This window comes from Mycobacterium sp. D16Q16, from assembly GCF_002013745.1.
Lineage (GTDB): Bacteria > Actinomycetota > Actinomycetes > Mycobacteriales > Mycobacteriaceae > Mycobacterium.
Genome location: NZ_MAEY01000004.1, coordinates 431593 through 450160, shown reverse-complemented (window position 1 = coordinate 450160; position 18568 = coordinate 431593). Strand labels below are relative to the sequence as shown.

Here is an 18568-nt window from a genome sequence, read left to right as displayed (position 1 = left end):
GACCCGGCTATTCCCGTGCCGAAGTGACGTGGAGCACATTGCTAACAGAAGTGCTTGCAATAGCTAGCACTGCAGCTTACGGTGGTTCTTATGTCGCAGGAATCAGACCTCGCCACCGCTGTGAGCAACGCCGCTTCCGATATCGGAGGCTTCATCCGGGCACAGCGTGAGGCCGCTCAGGTCTCCGTGCGTCAGCTGGCCGAGAAGGCCGGCGTGAGCAACCCGTACCTCAGCCAGATCGAACGCGGACTGCGTCGTCCGTCGGCAGAGGTTCTCAATCAAATCGCAAAGGCGCTAAGGGTTTCGGCGGAGGTGTTATACGTGCGTGCGGGCATTTTGGATCGTAGTGATGCCAGTCCGGTACGGGACGCCATCATTGCCGATACCGTCATCACCGAGCGACAGAAGCAGGTGTTGTTGGACGTCTACGGCTCATTCGTCCAGCAAAACGCCGAAGCCAATTCGGATCTGGCTCAATCCGACCCCGAATCTACTGGCGACAACTGAATAACTTTCCCCATCCCTGAAAGGAATCTGGCATGACCAAGAAGAACACCTCGTTCGACGACCTGAAGACCCCGTTCTACGTAGCCGTCGGCGCCGGTGACCTGGCGCTGGCCGCGGTCGCCGATGTTGTCGTGAAGCTGCGCGAGCGTGCCGAAGAGGCCGCCTCTGAGGCCGGTGCCCGCGTGGACGAGACCCGCGACCGGCTGCGCGAGCTGTCGGCCGAGCTGCCCACCGACGTCAACGAGCTGCGCGACCGGTTCACCCCCGAGGAGCTGCGCAAGGTTGCCGAGGCCTACTTGCAGGTGGCGACCGACATCTACAACAACCTCGCTGAGCGTGGTGAAGAGGCTATTGAGCGCATCCGCAGCACCCCCGGCATCGAGGAGAACGTCACCCGCGCTGAGGGTCTGGTCGGCAATTACGCCGAGCTGACCGAGCAGGCGCTGGGCACCGTGGCCAGCCAGACTCGCGCCGTCGGTGAGCGTGCCGCCAAGCTGGTCGGCATCGACCTGTCGAGCAAGGCCGCTCCGGCCGCGAAGGCGCCCGCCAAGAAGGCGCCTGCCAAGAAGGCCGCGCCCGCCAAGAAGGCCGCTCCGGCCAAGGCTGCTGTCAAGAAGGCCGCGCCCGCCAAGAAGGCTCCGGCCAAGAAGACGGCGACCCGCACCGTCACCCAGAAGTAGGCAGTTCCAGCTCTGACAGCCACCCGATCAGCCACGTAGGCTGATCGGGTGGCTTTCACTTTTCATGTCTTCGCACTGATCTCGCTCGTCGCTCTTATCGCGGCGATCGTCGGATTGGTCCATGCCGCGATTCAGCCCGCAGATGCGTTCGTGGCGGCAGAAAAGCAGACCAAGACCACCTGGATAGTCATCCTTGCCGGAGCGGCCGTGCTCACCCTGATTCCGGGGTTGGAGCTGTTGACCGCCGGTATCGCCGCCGTGGCGGCCGGGGTGTACTTCGTCGATGTTCGTCCCCGTGTGCTTGAGGTGCAGGGCAAGTCGCGGTAATGCGCGCGGTTGCGGCGCTGGTTGCGCTGACGGCCGTCTTGCTGGCTGCGAATGCGGTGCCCGCGGCTGCGGTAGAGCCTGCACTTATTGATCACGTGTCTTGGGGCGCAATGTCTTTGGGACGTACGCTGCGTATTTACCCGACGCCGCTGGGACGTACCTATGAGGCACCCGACGGCGCGGACATCGCGTGGGCTGAGGTTCTCGCATTGGCTCCCGACGCGCAGTCGCCGGGTATGCGGATGCAGTTCGACTGCCATTGGTACGGGCGGGTGTTCATCCCGAACAAGCCGAGCTGGAATCTGGAGCCATGGCGGCCGCCGGTGGACGAGGCGTTGATGACGGTGTCGCAGTGCAACCCGGGTGGACCTGAGATCTAGGCCCTGACCCGTCCGGCTCTCGGCGGCACAATCTCGGGTCCGAGGGGCGGGTTCGCGGTCTGCGCCGTATGGGCGGGCAAATTGCACTGTGATGTGAATCAATTGCGCGATTAAATGACAAACGTGTAATTCCCCCGAGACTACTGGTTTATCTCGACGTTATTGGCGGAAGTAAGAAATCACTAAAGCATCAGGCAGCTCAGTGGCAACTTTTCTTACCATTCTCCGCTTGCGTAACGCACACCTCGTGAGTAACGATTACAACAGTGATCACAATCTGATCACGACCGGAGTGGCAGGTGGTACATCACGCATCACGTGATCTCTCCGGTGACAGAGGATCGGGGTGCAGTGACATGAAGGTCGTCATGGACCGCGCGCGATGGGTGCGCGACAGGCGTGCGGTGTGTCTGATCGTCAACGTGCTGTTCGTGATGTCGTTGTCCATGACCGCGAGCGTCGCCTCGGCCGATTCTGTGAATTGGGACGCGATCGCCGAATGTGAATCCGGTGGAAACTGGTCTGCAAATACCGGAAACGGTTTCTATGGCGGGCTGCAATTCAAGCCGTCCACCTGGGCGTCCCACGGTGGCGTTGGGAATCCCGCCGATGCTTCCCGTGAACAGCAGATCGCGGTCGCCGAGAGTGTTATGCAGACGCAAGGCCTTGGTGCGTGGCCCGAATGTGGCGGTGGCGGCACCGGCCCGATGACCGGGCGCTCGGGGTGCCAATTCGTTCCCGGTGGCAGCATTTTCGGGATCGTGAACTTCCGCCAGATGTGCAGCGGAGTTGTCGGGCTCATTCCCCCCGCCGGCTAGCCGGGCAAGAAATCACGTGCACCGAAAGATTCACGGAAACAGGGCATTGGCTTCCGCATAGGGGATGGCGCGGGTCGCGAATCCAAAGGTGCCGTGCTGCGCGAGCTCCCGGGCCCCGTCGACGAACGCCCCCAGTGCGGCGCGTGCCATCGCGGATCCGAGGCTGATCCTGCGCACACCCCATTGCGCGATCTCCTCCACCGAGTGATTCAGCACGAACCCCGTGGCGAGCACATTGACCGGGCGATCGACTGCCGCGCAGACGGCGCGGACGGCGTCGGCATCGGGCAGGCCCGGCGCGTACACCACATCGGCGCCGGCCTCGGCGTATGCGGTCAGCCGGGTGATGGTGTCAGACAGGTCCGGCCTGCCGTAGAGGAAGTTCTCGGCCCGCGCCGTCAGCGTGAAGGGGAACGGTAAATCGCGCACCGTATGCACCGCCGCCGTAATGCGGTCCACCGCTTCGGCAAGCGAGAAGATCGGTGCGCCGGGAATCCCGGTGGCATCCTCGATCGATCCGCCCACCAGCCCCGAGGCCGCCGCCTCGCGGATGGTCATGGCGATGTCCCCGATGGTGGGGCCGCCGTTCTCCAGGTCGGCCGAGACCGGCAGATGGGTGGCGGCCGCGATCTGCGAAGCATTGGCCAGCGTCTCGGCCTGGCTGACCAGATTGGCGCCGTCATGCCGTCCGAGCGCGAACGCCAATCCGGCGCTGGTGGTGGCCAGCGCGGGGAAGCCGCAGCCGGTGAGGATGCGGGCCGACCCGGCGTCCCACGGGTTGGGGACCACGAACGTCCCGGACTGATGAAGGGCCGAGAACACGACCGCGCGCCCATGCTGGGAGGTCATGTATGGGACGCTACGCCCATGACGGATTCGGTAGGCACACCGGCGGTTTGGCCCACTCGCGGGGAGGTTGCCGCGCGCATCGACCACACGCTGCTCAAGCCCGAAGCAACGGCCGGGGACGTGCAGGCCCTTATCGCGGAGGCCATCGACCTCGGGGTGCTCGCGGTATGCGTTTCGCCGTCGATGCTCCCGGTCGATGCTCCCGGGCTGATTGTCGCGGCGGTGGCGGGCTTCCCGTCGGGAAAACATCTTTCGTCCGTCAAGGCGCACGAGGCCGCCCTCGCGGCAGCCGCAGGTGCGACCGAGATCGACATGGTGATCGATGTGGGTGCCGCGGTGGCAGGTGATTTCACGGCGGTGCAGGCTGATATCGAGGCGGTCCGGCGGGCGGTCCCGGCCGCAACGCTCAAGGTCATCATCGAGTCCGCGGCTTTGCTGGAGCATTCCGGTGCGGGGGCGATCCGTGAGGCCTGCCGGGTGAGCGAGGCCGCCGGGGCCGATTTTGTGAAGACCTCCACCGGGTTTCACCCATCGGGAGGAGCTACCGTGCAGGCCGTGCGCATCATGGCAGAGACCGTCGGCGGTCGGCTCGAGGTCAAGGCCAGCGGCGGAATCCGGACGGCACAGGACGCCGCGGCCATGCTCGATGCCGGTGCGACCCGGCTAGGCCTGTCGAGCAGTCGGACCGTGCTGGACGGGTTCCTGCTTTAGAACGAGAGGTTCTGCAGGCAGGGATTCTCCACCGGCTTCATGGGCTGGTTGGTGCTCGACAGTTTCACCGTGATCCCATCGTTGGTGACCTTGACCTCTTGGGCCTTGAGCCCCATCGGGTACGCACCGCCGACGAGCCCCTTGGAGAAGGTGTCGAGCGCCGGCTGGATGATCTCGCGGGGCAGGCCGATGAACGCGGACACGTTCTCAGATTGCAGCGTCACCATGCCGTCCTTGATGACGGGCTTGGTGGTGATCTGTGCCAACCCGCCGGCCGCGCTCAGCGTCACCTCGCCGGTGGATTCGTTGGTGGTGGCATCTCCCACCAACGAGCCGAGCATTCCCGGCACGAGGTCACGCGCGCTCTCGGTGATGCCGGCGGTCGGCCAGGACACCTCGACGTCGAGGCGTCCGATGGTGCCGAGCGAGTCGGCCGTCTTCTTCAGCGAGATGTCGCGGACCGTGATGGCGACGGACATCTTCTTGGCCTGTGCGATCTGATTACCCGCGGTCTTGATCGTGAGCTTGTCGATGTGATTGCCGAGGTATTGCACGACGAGGGGCATCGGGCCGAAGGATGCGGTCGCGCCGTCCTGCACCAGGCATGACGTGGCGGCATTCACCTCACTGCTGGTCCGCTGGCGAGCGTAGAGCTCGATGCCGAGGACGGCGGCCACAAATACGGCGACAACGATGACGGCGATGAGCACCAGTGACCTGTAGTCGCGGCCCTTCTTGGGCTCGGCAGGTTGCGGCGGCGCGTCTGAGGGCGGGGGCTCGACGGGGGGCGGAGCCACCGGGTTCTGCAGGGTCGGCGGCTGCTCTTGGTGCGGGGACGGCACCTGCTGGGACGGCGGTTGCCACGGCGAAGGCTCGGAAGGTGTCGATCCGGGTGGGCCGAGCGGCGGCTGAGGCGGTGTCGTCACCCGCGCGATTGTGCCTTACTCGGCTGAGGACGGGTTAAGGACGGGCAAGATCTTGCGGGTCTCGGCGACCGCGTCCAGGTTCAAATCCGCCACGATGAGCTCCGGCTCCGGACCGGCCTGGGCAATGAGTTCGCCGGTGGGTGAGGCCAGCAGGCTTCCGCCGATCCCCGTCGGGGAACCGTTGGCGGGCGTCTCCAGAGCGGGCAGGGCTTGGTCGGCGGCGGCGATGAAGCATGTCGAGTCGGCCGCCCGCGCTCGTGCCAGCAGCGTCCACTGATCCCATTTCCCGGTTCCGGCGGCCCAGGAGGCGCTGACGGTGATCACCTGTGCGCCGCGATGTGCCAGGTCGGTGTACAGGCCGGGGAAGCGGATGTCGTAGCACGTGGTCAGCCCGACGCTCACTCCGTCGACCGTGATGAGCACCGGCTTGTCCCCGGGCGCGACGGTGGCCGATTCGCGGAAGCCGAACGCGTCGTAGAGATGGATCTTGTTGTAGTGCGTGTCCACGCCGGGGCCGGTGGCCAGCAGCGTGTTGTGGACACGGCCGTCGGAGGAGGGGGTGAACATTCCGACCACGACGGTCAGGCCCGCGTCGTGGGCGATGGTGCGGACTCCGTCGGCCCACGGGCCGTTGATGGGCTGTGCGACAGGGCGCAGGGGCACACCGAACCGGCACATGGTCGCCTCCGGGAAGACGACCAACGCGGCGCCCTGCGCGGCGGCATCCCGCACCGTGGCCGCGACGGTGGCCAGGTTCTCGGTGGGATCGGCACTGCTGGTGATCTGCGCCAACACTATCCGCATGTCTTCCAGCCTAGGCCAGTGGCGCCACGGCCGCCCACGGTGTCGTCAAGATGCAGTCACGGACCTGTCTGCGCTGTTGTTCCACGGGAAAGCCATTGTCGCGCAGTGATTTCAACATCATGCGCCAGCGGACTCGGGGCCCGAACACGCCGTGTGGGGCCGCCGCTGCCCAGGAGCGGTCGGCGGCGGTGAGTAGATCGTGAATGGGTTGGCCCGGAACATTTTGGTGGATAAGGGCTTTCGGTAGCCGTTCGGCCAGGTCGGATGGTCTCTCGATGTTGAAGGGGTCGCAGGCCAGGGTGAGGGTTCGCGGTCCGGTCGCATCGAGCAGCAACCACGCGCAGCGGCGGCCCAGCTCGTCGCAGGTGCCCTCGATGATGAGCCCGCCGGGTGCGAGCCGGGCCGTCATCGTGGCCCATGCCTGCGCCACCTCCGATTCCGGGTACTGACGCAGCACATTGAAGGCGCGCACCAGAACCGGTGTGTGGCCTGCTAATTCGAAGCCGCCGAGACCGAAATGGACCCCGTCGCGTGGCGGCACCACCCGTTCCGGATCGATCTCCAGTCCTACCACCCGGATGTCTGTCCGGACTGTCCGCAACCGCGAGGCCAGCTCCAGGGTGGTGGTGGGCATGGCGCCGTATCCCAGGTCCACTACCAGGGGATCGGCGGCATCGGCCAGCGCGGTCTGCACATCGGGGCGATGGACCAGCCAGCGGTCGCTACGGCGCAGCCGGTTGATGCCCGTGGTGCCACGGGTGATGGTTCCGTGCGGCCGGGACGCAGGGGAGAGTGCCACCTCTCCATGGTGCCTGGGCGGCCGCTGCCTGCGGTAATCGGGATTTCTTGGGATCGGTAGCGCCGCTGCCCGCCTTCACTTGAGCCATGACGGAGCCATCGGGGCGACGGACGACGAAGGGACAGATGATGAATCGAGTGATCGTGGGCGCCATGGGACTTCTCGCTGCCGGAGCGGTGGTGGTCGGCTGCTCGACCGACAAGCCGGGCGGATCGCAGGTGAGCTCGGGCAGCAATGCCGAGGTCAAGGTGGACGGCAAGGACCTGGCCGGCCTCGACCTCAAGTCCGTGACCTGCGTCAAGCAGGGCGGCAAGATCAATGTGGCCAGCGGTGCCGTCAGCGGCCAACAGGGCCTGGGTGTCGTGATGACCGACGAGGCGCCGCCCAAGGTGCAGTCGCTGGGATTGGTGTACGACGGTGCCGCACTCGCGGTCAGCAGCGGCATGGGGGCCAGCGTTGGCTCGGCCGATGTCAAGGTCGACGGGAAGACGTACACCATCACCGGCGAGGCCTCCGGTGCCGATGTCAAGAACCCGATGGCCGGGATGATCACCAAGCCGTTCACCATCAAGGTGAGCTGCGGCTGACATCTCGAGAAGCGGCGGGCGTGCACAGCACGTCCGCCGCTTCCTACTATTCGAAGGTGACGATCATCGGCGACCTGGAGCGGGCCCGTCACCTGGCCTTGGCGGCCAAGGAAGAGGCCGCCAAGGAGATCTTGCTGTCGCTGTTGACTCAGGCCGAGGAGGCCGACCGTGACGACCTCGCGTGCGAGGTCTTGGCTCAACTCGCCGAGATCTACCTGGTGCGCACCGCCTACGACGGCGTGGTGGAGGGTGTACGGAGGATCCGTGAATGCCTGGCGACCTATGCCGACATCCGCTCGGGGCTGCGGCCTGATCTTGCTGCGCAGGTCGCCCTGTCCGATGGCGAGGTCGACCGCCTGATCTGCCGCTATACCCGGCGCGCTGAGTTCCTCGCGGCGGGACTGGCCGCGGCGAATGGTGACCACGACGGGGCCGCGGCAAGCCTGCGAGCACTGATCGAAACTGCTGGGGATTTCGAGGATTTGGCCGCCGAACACCGCGGTCTCATCTGTTACGCCAGGATCTTGATTGCCCGGGGCCTGTGCGACGACGACATGTACGCGGACTCGGTGCCGGTATGGGCCGAGGTTCTCGATCTACTCGAGGAGTATGTGCGCGAGGGCGACCCCGAGTCCGACCATCTGTTTGTCAATGGCGCGCTCTCGTATGGCCGATTCTGTGTGGAGACCGGCCGGCTCGACGACGCCGAACCGTGGCTGCGGCGGGCCGAGGCGCGCGCGGGGGCGCGGGGCTGGCAACTGGCCTGCGCCCGTGCGCAGTTGGAACGAGCCGCGGCCCGATGGGCAGACGGCGATATCGCCGAAACCCAGACGCTGGTCCACCAGGCATACCCGGCGATCGCCGAGCATGTCCGGGCACACGACGTATCCCGCAGCTGGCTGTACTTCGGTCTGATCAGATTCCGGATGAACGCACTGGACGAGGCCGATGAATGCTGGGGACATGCCGAGCGGCACTGGCGTGAGATCGAAAAGCCACTGCATATTCATCGAATCTTGTTACAGCGCAGCTGGATTGCCATACTCCGTGGTGACTTTGCCGAAGCGGCCGCGAAGGTGGCGCAGGCCAGGGAGCTATTGGATTCCTATCCGCGGCACAGCTGGTTGCAGTACGCCCGGCTCGACGATCAGCTGGGCAACATCTGGCGTGCCGACGCGCTCGCCGACTTGGGCCTGGATCCCACGACCGGGGTGATGTCCGGTGGTGCGGACAGTCCCGAGTACCGGCGCGGGATGTCCAAGCTCCAACGGGCCGCCGAGCTCAAGGTGCCGGCGGCGCTGGCGGTCGACGCGGTGCGCTACGCGATCCCTGACGCGGGGGCGCGCATGCGCTGGGCCAGATGTGTCTCGGCGCCTCTGCTCGCGGGCGCGTTCGCGGTGGCGAAGGAATGGGATAACGCCGAACTGGTCAGTGAGTTGATCGAATACCACAGCGCGCGAGGGGCTTTCACTACAGAGCTGGGCGATACCCGGGTAGGTCCGTCATCGGGAGCGTGGGCGGCCACGGCCACCGCAGCGGTTCCCGTCGACGGCGACCTCGCGCTCGTCGCCGCGGCACCGCCGGTGCAGGCGGACGGTGGGCTCACCCGTCTCGGGCCGCTGCCGCCGATGAGGATGGATCCCGCCGGTGACCAGATCATGAGCGATTACCGGGAGCTGGCCTGGCAGCGATACGGCCGTGAGGTAACCGCCGCCGACGACGAATGGTCGACGTGGCCATGACCGACACCCTGGTCCTGCGATTCGCCGACGTGGGCGTAGCCACCTACGCCAGCCTGCGGGTGGTGGGGGAGCCGTCGCGAACCATCACCTGGGTCGTCGAGCAGCAGGCGCTGGAAACGGCCTGCGCTGCCCTCAATGCCGCGCTGCCGGATCCTTCTGGCGCCGAGACCGCACTCGTGGTCATCGAACGGGCCTTGACCACAGGGGCTTTCGTCGGCGTTGAGACCGAATTGAACCTGGCACGCATGCTCGGGTCCGCGTTGGTGGCAGCCGACGGCTGGACGCTGTTGTCTGCGTTGTCTGATGGTGGGTCACCTGAGCGCGCGGTGTTGTTCGTGACACCCAGCCCGCGATTGGCGCGAGTGCCCTGGGGGCAGCTGGCCATGCCGGGTGCGGATGATGTCCGATTGATGGAGCTGGCCGACGTGTTGATGGCTGTGCCGCCGAACATCGTGCATGCGCCGCGTGCACCGGCTCGGTGGCGCGATCGCCAGAACGGTCCGGTGGTGCTCCTGCTGGATCCGCGGATCCCCGGGCAGCGACCGGATTCGACGTTGGGCTCGGTGCTGGGACGCCCGTCGCCGGAGGCCGCGCTGACGCGCCATTTCGGCGAGTTGATGGCCGGTCACCGGGTGCTGCCCGCGGTCGGTGCGCCGGTGGAACTGTTCCGCCGGACCGATATCGACCGCGACTGGCTTGCGCGGGCGTGTGCGCAGCACCCCGCCCGGCTGCTCTACGTCGGGCATGCCAGCGCGGCTGAGGGAACCGTGGGCCATGCTGAACGGGCTGCCCTGCACCTGGCCGAGGATCGTCCGCTGACCGCGGCCGACATGATGGCTACGCGGCTTTCGATCCCGCCGCGAGTCGCGCTGCTGGCCTGTTCCTCGGGAGGCGATTACCGCTTCGATGAGGCAACCGGGCTCGCCGCGGCGATGATCCTGGGGGGAGCGGAGCTGGTCACCGCGACCCTGTGGTCGTTGCCGACTGCGGCGGCCTACGGTCAATTTGGCTTGTCTGCAAAAGATCCCATGGCCGATACGGTCGCCGAGGTCGACCGGGCGCACCGCGGCGAGGATGCGGGCCGTGCGGTGAACCGCTGGCAGCGGGTTCAGTTGCGACGCTGGCGCGACGGTGACTGCGCGGCGACTCCACTGCATTGGGCGGCCGTGGTCAGTTTCGCCGTCGACGGTGCCCGCTGAGTCAGTCGGCACACACCCAGACCGCGATGATGCTGTGATCTCCGGGCCGGTAGTAGGCGTCGATCACGCTGCCCGGTGCCATCTTCGGCAGCGCGGAAGTGGGTATCACCGCGGTTTCGCGTGCCGGGAACTGGCGGCCGTCCGGCCGGGTCACCATGAGGTCCAGTTGCATCTCGCGGCCCGAACCGGTGGCGCTCAACCCGGTGACGACCCCGCGAGAACGGGTGCCCCCGTCGATCACGGCGCGCTGTGCCCCGGTCAGCAGCCGCTTGCGGATCAGTACATGGTCGAATTCGGCGGCGAATTCCTCGATCGTGACGAGCCGCTCTTCGGCCTCCGCGTCCGAGTGTGCTGAGGTGTTCCGGCGGCCGGACAGCAACGCGGCGCATCCACCGAAGACCCTGGTAATGGTGGGAAATCGTCCTGTGGTCATGTCGATATCGTCGACCAGGCCCGCCGCTACCGAACCCAACTTTCGGGTGGCCGAAAGCGATTACCCTTGTGACGGTGAGCATCGGGTCGGCAACATCCGAGGCCGCCGTCTCGGTGCGGTCGGCGGTGCCGCGGCGTGCCGTGATCGACCGGGCCTGGCGCGCTATCGGCCCCGGTGTCGAGGTGCTCAGTGCCGACGACGGTGGGCCGCTGCGCCGGACCGTGAAACGGATCCTGGACCCTCTGGTGCTGAGGTTGCGGAGCAATGCGGCTTTCTCGGCTCCAGTGCTGGGGCCCGAGGTGGCCGCTGCCATGCACGCTCAAATCGTGGGACATGGTCCACAGCTGCGGGCCACGGCGGACTGGTTCGTGATGCTCAAGGCCGAGCGGCGCAGACAGCGCATTACGACGGGTAACGCTCAAGAGCTCTACTTCCCGGTGTGTTTCGAATTGGCTGTCACCAAAGGCGTTCCGCAGGTTGAGGATCAGCGCACCGCAACGGAGGTTCTGCACGATCTGCACCGTGATCGGGACCGTACGGCGATCGAGGTGCTCAACCGCCATGTCGATGACCCCGACGTGGTCGCCAGACTCACCAGATTGCGAGACCGGAGCTGGCGCGATGTGCGGCCGGACGACACCATCACCGGCCCGTTCTTCACGGGCCTTACCACGGTCCTGGGCGAGGCCAGTACTCACCGTGAGATGTCTGCACGCCAACGGGTTTGGACGGCACTCATCGCCGATGCCACCCCGTACAACCTGGGCGCGAGTGCGCACGGCGTGGTCGCTACGCTGCCGTGGTCCATTGTCGAGATCGGATTGAGTTCCGCTGAACCGCAACTGCCGCCGGCCATCGATGGAGACACCGACGGCGACCGTCCGCTGGATCGCAGCGTCGTTGATCGGGTGCGGGCCACGCTGCGCCGGGCGCTGGACCATGACGAGCTGCCCGATGTCCCGCTGCTGTGCGCCGAGGAGGTCGACCGGGCCTGCGCCCCATGGGGGCTGATGAGCGAGGACAAACAAGCTGCCCTGCTGGCGGGCGTTGAGATGGCGACAGACCTGCGGCCACTGGGTGATTCGGTGACGACACGTTACAACCTGTCCGGGCGCGTCCAGGCCCGGCTCGTGAAAGAGGCCTACGTGATGCACGCCCGGCGCTATCTCGCCGACGGTGCGGCGATCCATCCCCGGCAGCGACAGGTTGTCGACGACCTCGCGGCGTTCGCGCGGCCCTACGTGAGCAGGCTGTGGGCCAGGTTGCATGGCCGCGATGTCTGGCAGGAGTCCTGCGGCGATGTCGATGATCTTCGGTCGCTGCTGGAGGGGGTGGCCCGCTCGGTGAGCCTGGACCACCGGCAGCGGATCAAGGCCATGCTGGAATTGCAGGCCACGGCATGAAGCTGATCAATGAATCTGGTTTGTGGGCAACAGGTTCCGCACCTGCCCCGGTTGGCGCGGTGGCGCTTCTCGAGGTCAGTGGGGCTGTGTTGTCCTGGCCGATTGACGACCCGTCGCATCTGCCGGTGATCAGCTTCACCGATGCGGCGCGAGCCGACTGGATGTGGAGGGTGCTCGGTGAGGCCGGGCACGTCGCGGTCATCGAGGCGCTGCGCGATCCCGATCCCGCCGAGGTGATCGAGCTGCCGTCGGTGACGGTGCTGCCGGGGTCGGCAGATTCCTTGCGGCGGCTGGCGTTGGGACATTGGCTGCGGCGATGGTGGCCGGCGAGTCGCCGTGACGGCATTGTCGCGCTGGATCGGCCGGTGCTCGACGCTGAACTCGCGGTGCTGACCGCGGCTGCCGAGGGCTACTTCACCGACGACACCCTGGATGCCGACGTGGCTGAGCTGCTGGCGCCCCACGGTGCGGCGCTCGGCTCGTATCGCGACCCGCGCGTGGACGCGCTCGTGGCACGGTGTCGTGACCTGGCCGATGATGCTGGACTCCAGTGGGGTGCACCGGCCGCCACGGCCGCGCGACGCGAGGACTACGCGCTGGCGGCCGGTCTGGACGGCGAGTCCAGCCCCTCGGGCGTGATCGCCGCAGGGAACGTGACCATCGCCTGGTCGGACGTACCACCGGGGATCTTCGACGCGGCCGAACGCAATCTGGCGTGGGGGGTAGTCGCCGAGGGCGCGACGGTAATGGCCCAGCTGCGGGCGGCGCTATCCGGCCCCGAATCAGCCGCGGGTATTCCGGTCTCGTTGTCTTGCGGTGCGTTTCATGCGGCCGGGGCGTTGGACGCCGAAGGGGGCGCGCTGCTGCCGGTGTTCGACGCCGACGGTCGGCCCGCCGATGAGGCACAAGCCTGGAACGCCGACTGGTCGGCGGCGCGGGTCAGCGTGGGCGCCGGAGAAGCCACCGAGTCGAGCGAGCTACGCGATCGGGTCCGGGCATTCGCACGCGCCCGGCTCGCGGCCCCCGCCCCTGACGTGTTCCTCGCCGAGCTGCTCGCCGCCGAATCGGACTATTGATGTCGGCGCCGGGGGCGTCGTCATGAGGGAGCACCGAACCTGTTGCGCTCAAAGGTGTTTTATGTCCTCGGCGGCAGGCCTATAACGTCAGATCATGGAGTGGAGTTTTGAGTCGGCCGAGAGGCTCTCGGCCGCGTTGCGCGCCGGTGAGGTCACATCAGTAGCACTGACCGACGAGTCAATCGCCCGTATCGAGCAGGACGACACGGTGATCAACGCGATCTGTGTACCGGACTTCGATCGTGCGCGGGCCGCGGCGCGCCATGCCGATCAGGCACGTGCTCGCGGCGAGGATCGGCCGCTGCTCGGTATCCCGATGACCGTCAAAGAGTCCTACAACGTGGCGGGGCTGACCACGACCTGGGGCATGCCCCAGCACAAGAACTACAGGCCGACCGACGACGCGGTCCAGGTATCGCGGATCAAGGCCGCCGGGGCCGTCGTGCTCGGAAAGACCAACGTGCCCTTGATGCTTCAAGACTTACAGAGCTTCAACGGTATCTACGGCACTACCAACAACCCGTGGGATCACGCTCGCACGCCGGGCGGATCCTCGGGTGGATCAGCCGCCGCACTGGCGTCCGGATTCGGCGCACTGTCCATTGGCTCAGACATTGCCGGTTCGCTGCGCACACCCGCTCATTTCTGCGGCGTCTACGCGCATAAGCCAACACTCGGACTTGTGGCGAATCGCGGTCATCTTCCTCCGCCCAATCCACCATTGCCTACCGACCGCGATCTGAGCGTGGTCGGCCCCATGGCGCGCACGGCCCGCGACCTCGCCCTGCTTCTGGAGGTCATGGCAGGGCCGGACCCGCTCACCTTGGGCGTCGGGTTCGACGTCGCTCTACCACCGGCCCGCCACGATCGTCTCCGCGACTTTCGTGTTCTGGTTCTTGACGAGCATCCACTCATCCCCACCGGATCCGCCGTGCGGGCAGCCGTTGACCGCGTCTCCGATGCGCTCGTCGACGGCGGCGCCCGCGTCGAACGGCACAGTCCGCTGCTGCCGGATCTGACCGACGCCGCAGCGCTCTATGCCGAGCTACTCACCTCGAATCTTGCGGCAGGCTATCCCGTGGAGAGATACGAGCAGCTGCGGATCCTCGCCGCCGCACTGAATCCAGATGACCGGGGTTTCGATACCGCGTGGTTACGCGGTCCGGTGTTTAGTCACCGCGAATGGATCGAGGCGAACAACCGTCGCGAGCTTCACCGCCACAGCTGGCGGCAGCTCTTCGCCGAATTCGATGTGGTGGTGTGCCCGATCACGCCCACTCCCGCCTTCCCGCACGACCACGAACCGGATTTACAAGCGCGGCAGGTCACCATCGACGGTATCGCGTACCCGTTCGTCAATCAGCTGGTTTGGGCCGGCGTGGCGACCATGCCCGGTCTGCCCGCCACCGCGATACCAGCGGGCCGCTCCGCGGCGGGCCTGCCCGTGGGCGTGCAGCTCATCGGTCCCATGTTCGAGGACCGCACCCCGCTGCGGATGGCCGAACTGCTCGAGCAGAAGATTGGCGGGTTCGAGGCTCCGAAATAGTGCGTGCAACTAGTGGTGCTTCGAGATCCAGTCAGCGATGAAACCTTCTTCCACACGGAACAGGTCGTTGACGTGGTACAGGATCAGGTCTTCGAGCTTGCCCCCGATGAACGGGATATACACCTTGCACGTGCTGGCGAGTCTCAGCTGCGAGCCCTGATCGGTATCGGACAGCTTGCACACCCCGGTGAAGGCGCCCGGTCCGGCGAGTACTGAGGCACCGTAGCTGCCCTTCGCGGATCCCTTGCCCTGATCGAACGGCTCGAAATGCTGCGTCCGGGTGATGATCATGTCGGTGAGCATCACCTTCTGCGCGATGGGCGGCAGATACATGCGGGGCAGATTCTGTTTGACCACCACGTCGATACCGCGGTCGGTCACCGTCAGGGTGTGAATCTCCGAGACCGGTGTGATCCACCCATACGCAGACATCAGGGTTTCCCAGTAGTCCCGGCTCGCGAAGTCCTGGTAGATCTTCTCGGCCGGAGCCGGAAAATTCACGGTGAACACCGAACGCCTGGACATCGGACCCAGGTTAGCCGTGGGTGGCGATCCACTCCGAGGTGAATCGCTGTTCGGCAGATAACAGGTCCATGAGTTTTCCGCCGACGAAGCCCTCGATCTTGCCTCCGACCAGGGGGATCTTCACCTCCACGCTGACCTTTAGGTCCTGGCGTGAGCCCTTGGCGCCGGTGTGCAGCCGTGCGGCACCGGACAGGGTGACGGGTGCGCCCGGTATCGAGCCCACCACGGTGCCCTCGGACGCACCATCGGTGATGGCGCTCCAGTTCTCGGTGCGGACGATCTGCAGGTCGCCTCGGTGAAACTGCGACACGATGCCCGGCAGCCTGTCGCTGCGCAGCACTTGCGTGGTGACGATTTCGAGTGCGCCGCCGTCGGACTTCAGGGAATCCAGGGTGGCGGTGTCGGCGCCGGAGCTGGCCAGACGTTCATTCCAGTAGTCCTCGTCGGCGAGGGCCGCGTGGACCTGTTCGACGCTGGCCGAATACTCCACTGACAGGTCAAATGAGCGTGCCATGGGTGGCAAGGCTACCGTTACCCCCCGTGAGCTTGGCACCAACAACGCGCGCGAAGATCGAGGATCTCGGCGCCGTGGTGACCGACGATGCTCCGCTTGCCTCGTTGACGACCCTGCGGCTGGGGCCGGTGGCCTCCACGCTCATTCGGTGCGAGAGCAGTGCGCAGGTGACCGGTGCGCTGGCCGCGCTGGACGGCCATCCCGTCCTGTTGCTCGCGGGCGGTTCGAATCTGGTTTTGGCCGACGACCTTCCGGACCTCACGGTGGTGCACATCGCCTCGGCCGGTGTGACGGTGGACGGGCCGCTGTTGCGCGCGGACGCGGGGACCAATTGGGACGAGGTTGTGGCGTTATCACTGCGGGCCGGTCTGGGGGGGCTGGAATGTCTTTCGGGAATCCCGGGCACCGCCGGTGCCACGCCGGTGCAGAACGTGGGTGCCTACGGCGTTGAGGTGGCCGCGCTGCTGCGGCGCGTACAGGTACTGGATCGGGCGACTGGCCACGTGCGGTGGTACGAGCCCGGCGAGCTGGGGTTCGGCTATCGCACCAGCATTCTCAAGGGCACCGATGCCCGGGTGGTACTCGGGGTTGAGTTCGGTTTATCCGCCGACGGTTTGAGTTCTCCGATCCGGTACCCGGAGCTTGCCAACGAGCTCGGGGTGGATCGAGGGGCGCGCACTGATGCGCTGGCGGTGCGTGAGGCGGTGCTCGGCCTGCGGCGGGGCAAGGGCATGGTGCTCGACGAGTCCGATCACGACACCTGGAGTGTCGGTTCCTTCTTTACGAATCCTGTTGTTACCGAAGGTGATCTGGATAACGTTCGGGAACGCGCCCACGAACGGCTCGGGCCCGATATCGCCATTCCGCAGTATCCGGCCCCGGACGGGGTGAAACTCTCGGCGGGCTGGCTGGTGGAGCGGTCCGGCTTTGTCAAGGGGTATCCGGGCGCGCAGTCTTCGGTGCGGGTGTCCACGAAACATGCACTGGCACTGACTCATCGCGGGGGAGGGAGTACCGGCGACCTACTGGAGCTCGCGCGTACCGTTCGCGACGGGGTCTTGGCCGCCTTCGGTGTCCGGCTGGTCCCCGAGCCGGTGCTGGTGGGCTGCGCGCTGTAACTTCCGGTAATCGCGCATTTGCGCTGCGTATCCCCGGTACTGGCTCGTACAGTGAGCCGATGGGGCTGGGAATTGGCGTGCACGGGCTCTTCGTAGGGCTCGGAGTGCTGGTTGCTGCCGTGGTCTTCGCCTACGAAGCACGACGCAGGGGTGCTCCCGCTGAGCAGTCATTGATCGCGGTGGCGGGTGCCTTGGTCGGCGGTGCGATCGGTATGCGACTCTCGGGCTGGATCGAACATCTCAACCCGGTGCATAATCCCAGCCTTGTCGAGGCGTGGATGTTCGGGTCACGCAGCATCATCGGCGGGCTGTTGGGCGCATATGTCGGCGTCTTGGTGGCCAAGCGGCTCATCGGATACCAGGCTAAGACCGGCGATCTGTTCGCGCCCGCGGTGGCGTTGGGTATGGCGGTGGGCCGGATCGGATGTCACCTCACCGAGGCCCCGGGCCGGCCGACCTCGCTGCCGTGGGGGGTGCACGCTCCGGCATCGCGACCGAACTGTCCGGGGTGCCTGGCCGGGGTGGCCATGCATCCGTCCTTCCTGTACGAGATCGCCTTCCAGGTGGTGGCCTTCGCCGTGCTGTGGTGGTGGCTGCGTCCGCGTGTGACACATCCCGGTGAGCTCTTCGTGCTCTATGTGTCCGCGTACGCGGTGTTCCGGTTCTTCGTCGAGTTCACCCGCGCCAACGAAACAGTTTGGCTGAATCTCACTCGTCCGCAATGGGTTCTGTTGCTAGGAATGACTCTGGCCGCATGGAGGCTATGGCGCGGAAACCGTGCGGGCTATTACCAGGGCATGTTCCGCAAGCGCCGCGCCGAGGTGGTGACGGCATGAGCTATCCACCCGAACAGCCCAAACCCGGCACGAGTGGGGCGACGATGGTCGCCGGTGCACTCTCCTTCATTTTCGGCAACGCGGTGTTTGGATTCCTCTCGTTGATGATCGGCGGGTCGTTGGCCGACAGGTACGGTGCCGGCCTCGAGGTGGTGCCCGGATTTGTTGCGCTGGTAGGGATTGCGGTCGCTTTCGGCGTGGGCACGGTGCTCATCAGAACGGGGGATCGTGACAAGCGTGGTTGGGGTGTGGGCCTGATGGTCGGCTGGGCATTGGTGTCCATGCTCACGGTCGGAATCTGCACGGGGCTGAATCCGGTGTTGTACCAATGAGCATCCCGCCGCAACCGCCGCCCGAAGGTGAGCAACCTCAGCAATACCCGTATGGCCCGGAGCAGTACGGTCCCGCCGGATATCCGCTGCCGCCCGGATATCCGCCGTATCCGCTCGGTTACTACCCCTATCGGCAGCCGCCGCCGAAATCCAGCGGTGGTGCGGTGGTGGGGATGACCTTCGTCGGTGTCTTCGTCTTCTGGGTGATGACGTTCGGAACCTTTCTGGTGCTGGAGAACGCGATGAGTGGTGGGTTCGCACCCGATACCCGGGCGACCGTGGTGGCCGTCGTGATGTCGGTCATCGGTTTGGGCGGTGGGCTCGCGTTGACAGTGTGGGGCCGGGACTGGGTCCGCGGGCTGGGAATCGGCTTCATGATCGGTTGGGCAACCGTGGCGATCATGACGGGGTTCATTGTGGGCTGTCTTTCGATGTTGGACGGATTGGAGTAGACGT

General features: G+C 66.1%; 23 protein-coding genes. 16 read left to right on the top strand and 7 right to left on the bottom strand.

The window, feature by feature from the left end:
* The first annotated feature begins 90 nt into the window (after window positions 1-90).
* The 5 genes from B4394_RS06805 (at window position 91) to B4394_RS06785 (ending at window position 2712) form a co-directional block, all read left to right on the top strand.
* Window positions 91-507, top strand: coding sequence for a helix-turn-helix domain-containing protein (locus tag B4394_RS06805; RefSeq protein WP_078308039.1), 417 nt, complete (start codon window positions 91-93; stop codon window positions 505-507).
* A 32-nt stretch (window positions 508-539) separates the two neighbouring features.
* Window positions 540-1187 (top strand): heparin-binding hemagglutinin, encoded by a 648-nt coding sequence (locus tag B4394_RS06800; protein WP_078308041.1) that lies wholly within the window; start codon window positions 540-542, stop codon window positions 1185-1187.
* Between the two features lie 48 nt (window positions 1188-1235).
* Window positions 1236-1514, top strand: a complete 279-nt coding sequence (locus tag B4394_RS06795; protein ID WP_078300852.1) for a DUF2516 family protein — start codon at window positions 1236-1238, stop codon at window positions 1512-1514.
* Window positions 1514-1894 carry a DUF2599 domain-containing protein gene (locus tag B4394_RS06790; protein ID WP_078308043.1) on the top strand — a complete coding sequence of 127 codons (381 nt, stop codon included), beginning with the start codon at window positions 1514-1516 and terminating at the stop codon, window positions 1892-1894. The genes B4394_RS06795 and B4394_RS06790 overlap by 1 nt, the downstream gene beginning before the upstream one ends.
* 356 nt (window positions 1895-2250) lie before the next feature.
* On the top strand, window positions 2251-2712 hold the full coding sequence (locus tag B4394_RS06785; RefSeq protein WP_078308045.1) for a transglycosylase family protein: 462 nt from the start codon (window positions 2251-2253) through the stop codon (window positions 2710-2712).
* 30 nt (window positions 2713-2742) lie between these two features.
* On the opposite strand, the gene B4394_RS06780 is transcribed toward B4394_RS06785, so the two are convergent.
* Window positions 2743-3561, bottom strand: a complete 819-nt coding sequence (locus B4394_RS06780) for an isocitrate lyase/PEP mutase family protein (protein WP_078314549.1) — start codon at window positions 3559-3561, stop codon at window positions 2743-2745.
* An 18-nt stretch (window positions 3562-3579) separates the two neighbouring features.
* Here B4394_RS06780 and deoC point away from each other — a divergent pair, with 18 nt between their 5' ends.
* Window positions 3580-4272, top strand: coding sequence for a deoxyribose-phosphate aldolase (gene deoC / locus B4394_RS06775; RefSeq protein ID WP_078314548.1), 693 nt, complete (start codon window positions 3580-3582; stop codon window positions 4270-4272).
* Here the strand turns inward: deoC and B4394_RS06770 are convergent.
* From B4394_RS06770 to B4394_RS06760, 3 genes are read right to left on the bottom strand one after another with little or no spacing between them, the layout of a single operon-like run.
* Entirely contained in the window at window positions 4269-5198 is a 930-nt protein-coding gene (locus B4394_RS06770; RefSeq protein ID WP_078308058.1) for an LmeA family phospholipid-binding protein, read from the bottom strand. The two genes, deoC and B4394_RS06770, sit on opposite strands and share 4 nt — an antisense overlap.
* A gap of 15 nt (window positions 5199-5213) precedes the next feature.
* A complete protein-coding gene (locus tag B4394_RS06765) occupies window positions 5214-6002 on the bottom strand; it encodes a carbon-nitrogen hydrolase family protein (protein WP_078308060.1) in 789 nt (262 codons plus the stop codon).
* Window positions 6003-6012: 10 nt separating this feature from the next.
* Window positions 6013-6801: an SAM-dependent methyltransferase gene (locus B4394_RS06760; protein WP_078314547.1), complete on the bottom strand. Its 789-nt coding sequence runs from the start codon at window positions 6799-6801 to the stop codon at window positions 6013-6015.
* Between the two features lie 128 nt (window positions 6802-6929).
* Between B4394_RS06760 and B4394_RS06755 the strand changes: the two genes are divergently transcribed.
* From B4394_RS06755 to B4394_RS06745, 3 genes are read left to right on the top strand one after another with little or no spacing between them, the layout of a single operon-like run.
* Window positions 6930-7388, top strand: a complete 459-nt coding sequence (locus B4394_RS06755; protein WP_078314628.1) for a lipoprotein LpqH — start codon at window positions 6930-6932, stop codon at window positions 7386-7388.
* Between the two features lie 56 nt (window positions 7389-7444).
* Window positions 7445-9130 carry a hypothetical protein gene (locus B4394_RS06750; protein WP_078314627.1) on the top strand — a complete coding sequence of 562 codons (1686 nt, stop codon included), beginning with the start codon at window positions 7445-7447 and terminating at the stop codon, window positions 9128-9130.
* The gene (locus tag B4394_RS06745) at window positions 9127-10329 is read left to right on the top strand and encodes a CHAT domain-containing protein (RefSeq protein WP_139359972.1); all 1203 of its coding nucleotides are present in this window, start codon (window positions 9127-9129) and stop codon (window positions 10327-10329) included. The genes B4394_RS06750 and B4394_RS06745 overlap by 4 nt, the downstream gene beginning before the upstream one ends.
* 1 nt (window position 10330) lies before the next feature.
* On the opposite strand, the gene B4394_RS06740 is transcribed toward B4394_RS06745, so the two are convergent.
* Window positions 10331-10768, bottom strand: a complete 438-nt coding sequence (locus B4394_RS06740) for a hypothetical protein (RefSeq protein ID WP_078314626.1) — start codon at window positions 10766-10768, stop codon at window positions 10331-10333.
* Window positions 10769-10836: 68 nt separating this feature from the next.
* Here B4394_RS06740 and B4394_RS06735 point away from each other — a divergent pair, with 68 nt between their 5' ends.
* The 3 genes from B4394_RS06735 (at window position 10837) to B4394_RS06725 (ending at window position 14787) form a co-directional block, all read left to right on the top strand.
* On the top strand, window positions 10837-12165 hold the full coding sequence (locus tag B4394_RS06735) for a hypothetical protein (RefSeq protein WP_078308525.1): 1329 nt from the start codon (window positions 10837-10839) through the stop codon (window positions 12163-12165).
* The gene (locus B4394_RS06730) at window positions 12162-13241 is read left to right on the top strand and encodes a hypothetical protein (RefSeq protein WP_078314545.1); all 1080 of its coding nucleotides are present in this window, start codon (window positions 12162-12164) and stop codon (window positions 13239-13241) included. The genes B4394_RS06735 and B4394_RS06730 overlap by 4 nt, the downstream gene beginning before the upstream one ends.
* A 94-nt stretch (window positions 13242-13335) precedes the next feature.
* Window positions 13336-14787 carry an amidase gene (locus B4394_RS06725; RefSeq protein ID WP_078314544.1) on the top strand — a complete coding sequence of 484 codons (1452 nt, stop codon included), beginning with the start codon at window positions 13336-13338 and terminating at the stop codon, window positions 14785-14787.
* A gap of 9 nt (window positions 14788-14796) precedes the next feature.
* Here the strand turns inward: B4394_RS06725 and B4394_RS06720 are convergent, their stop codons facing one another.
* Window positions 14797-15312 (bottom strand): DUF2505 domain-containing protein, encoded by a 516-nt coding sequence (locus B4394_RS06720; RefSeq protein ID WP_078314543.1) that lies wholly within the window; start codon window positions 15310-15312, stop codon window positions 14797-14799.
* A gap of 10 nt (window positions 15313-15322) precedes the next feature.
* Window positions 15323-15826: a DUF2505 domain-containing protein gene (locus B4394_RS06715; protein WP_078314542.1), complete on the bottom strand. Its 504-nt coding sequence runs from the start codon at window positions 15824-15826 to the stop codon at window positions 15323-15325.
* Between the two features lie 26 nt (window positions 15827-15852).
* Between B4394_RS06715 and B4394_RS06710 the strand changes: the two genes are divergently transcribed.
* From B4394_RS06710 to B4394_RS06695, 4 genes are read left to right on the top strand one after another with little or no spacing between them, the layout of a single operon-like run.
* Window positions 15853-16944, top strand: coding sequence for a UDP-N-acetylmuramate dehydrogenase (locus B4394_RS06710; protein WP_078308074.1), 1092 nt, complete (start codon window positions 15853-15855; stop codon window positions 16942-16944).
* Between the two features lie 59 nt (window positions 16945-17003).
* A complete protein-coding gene (locus B4394_RS06705) occupies window positions 17004-17780 on the top strand; it encodes a prolipoprotein diacylglyceryl transferase (RefSeq protein ID WP_078314541.1) in 777 nt (258 codons plus the stop codon).
* A complete protein-coding gene (locus B4394_RS06700; protein ID WP_078308078.1) occupies window positions 17777-18112 on the top strand; it encodes a hypothetical protein in 336 nt (111 codons plus the stop codon). The genes B4394_RS06705 and B4394_RS06700 overlap by 4 nt, the downstream gene beginning before the upstream one ends.
* The gene (locus tag B4394_RS06695; RefSeq protein WP_078314540.1) at window positions 18109-18564 is read left to right on the top strand and encodes a hypothetical protein; all 456 of its coding nucleotides are present in this window, start codon (window positions 18109-18111) and stop codon (window positions 18562-18564) included. The genes B4394_RS06700 and B4394_RS06695 overlap by 4 nt, the downstream gene beginning before the upstream one ends.
* The last annotated feature ends 4 nt before the right edge of the window (window positions 18565-18568 follow it).

Bases quoted from the DNA above. Each gene is read 5' to 3' on its own strand.
- B4394_RS06805 (WP_078308039.1), top strand. From the start codon at position 91: ATGTCGCAGGAATCAGACCTCGCCACCGCTGTGAGCAACGCCGCTTCC.
- B4394_RS06800 (WP_078308041.1), top strand. From the start codon at position 540: ATGACCAAGAAGAACACCTCGTTCGACGACCTGAAGACCCCGTTCTAC.
- B4394_RS06790 (WP_078308043.1), top strand. From the start codon at position 1,514: ATGCGCGCGGTTGCGGCGCTGGTTGCGCTGACGGCCGTCTTGCTGGCT.
- B4394_RS06785 (WP_078308045.1), top strand. From the start codon at position 2,251: ATGAAGGTCGTCATGGACCGCGCGCGATGGGTGCGCGACAGGCGTGCG.
- B4394_RS06780 (WP_078314549.1), bottom strand. From the start codon at position 3,561: ATGACCTCCCAGCATGGGCGCGCGGTCGTGTTCTCGGCCCTTCATCAG.
- deoC (WP_078314548.1), top strand. From the start codon at position 3,580: ATGACGGATTCGGTAGGCACACCGGCGGTTTGGCCCACTCGCGGGGAG.
- B4394_RS06765 (WP_078308060.1), bottom strand. From the start codon at position 6,002: ATGCGGATAGTGTTGGCGCAGATCACCAGCAGTGCCGATCCCACCGAG.
- B4394_RS06755 (WP_078314628.1), top strand. From the start codon at position 6,930: ATGAATCGAGTGATCGTGGGCGCCATGGGACTTCTCGCTGCCGGAGCG.
- B4394_RS06745 (WP_139359972.1), top strand. From the start codon at position 9,127: ATGACCGACACCCTGGTCCTGCGATTCGCCGACGTGGGCGTAGCCACC.
- B4394_RS06730 (WP_078314545.1), top strand. From the start codon at position 12,162: ATGAAGCTGATCAATGAATCTGGTTTGTGGGCAACAGGTTCCGCACCT.
- B4394_RS06725 (WP_078314544.1), top strand. From the start codon at position 13,336: ATGGAGTGGAGTTTTGAGTCGGCCGAGAGGCTCTCGGCCGCGTTGCGC.
- B4394_RS06720 (WP_078314543.1), bottom strand. From the start codon at position 15,312: ATGTCCAGGCGTTCGGTGTTCACCGTGAATTTTCCGGCTCCGGCCGAG.
- B4394_RS06715 (WP_078314542.1), bottom strand. From the start codon at position 15,826: ATGGCACGCTCATTTGACCTGTCAGTGGAGTATTCGGCCAGCGTCGAA.
- B4394_RS06705 (WP_078314541.1), top strand. From the start codon at position 17,004: ATGGGGCTGGGAATTGGCGTGCACGGGCTCTTCGTAGGGCTCGGAGTG.
- B4394_RS06700 (WP_078308078.1), top strand. From the start codon at position 17,777: ATGAGCTATCCACCCGAACAGCCCAAACCCGGCACGAGTGGGGCGACG.
- B4394_RS06695 (WP_078314540.1), top strand. From the start codon at position 18,109: ATGAGCATCCCGCCGCAACCGCCGCCCGAAGGTGAGCAACCTCAGCAA.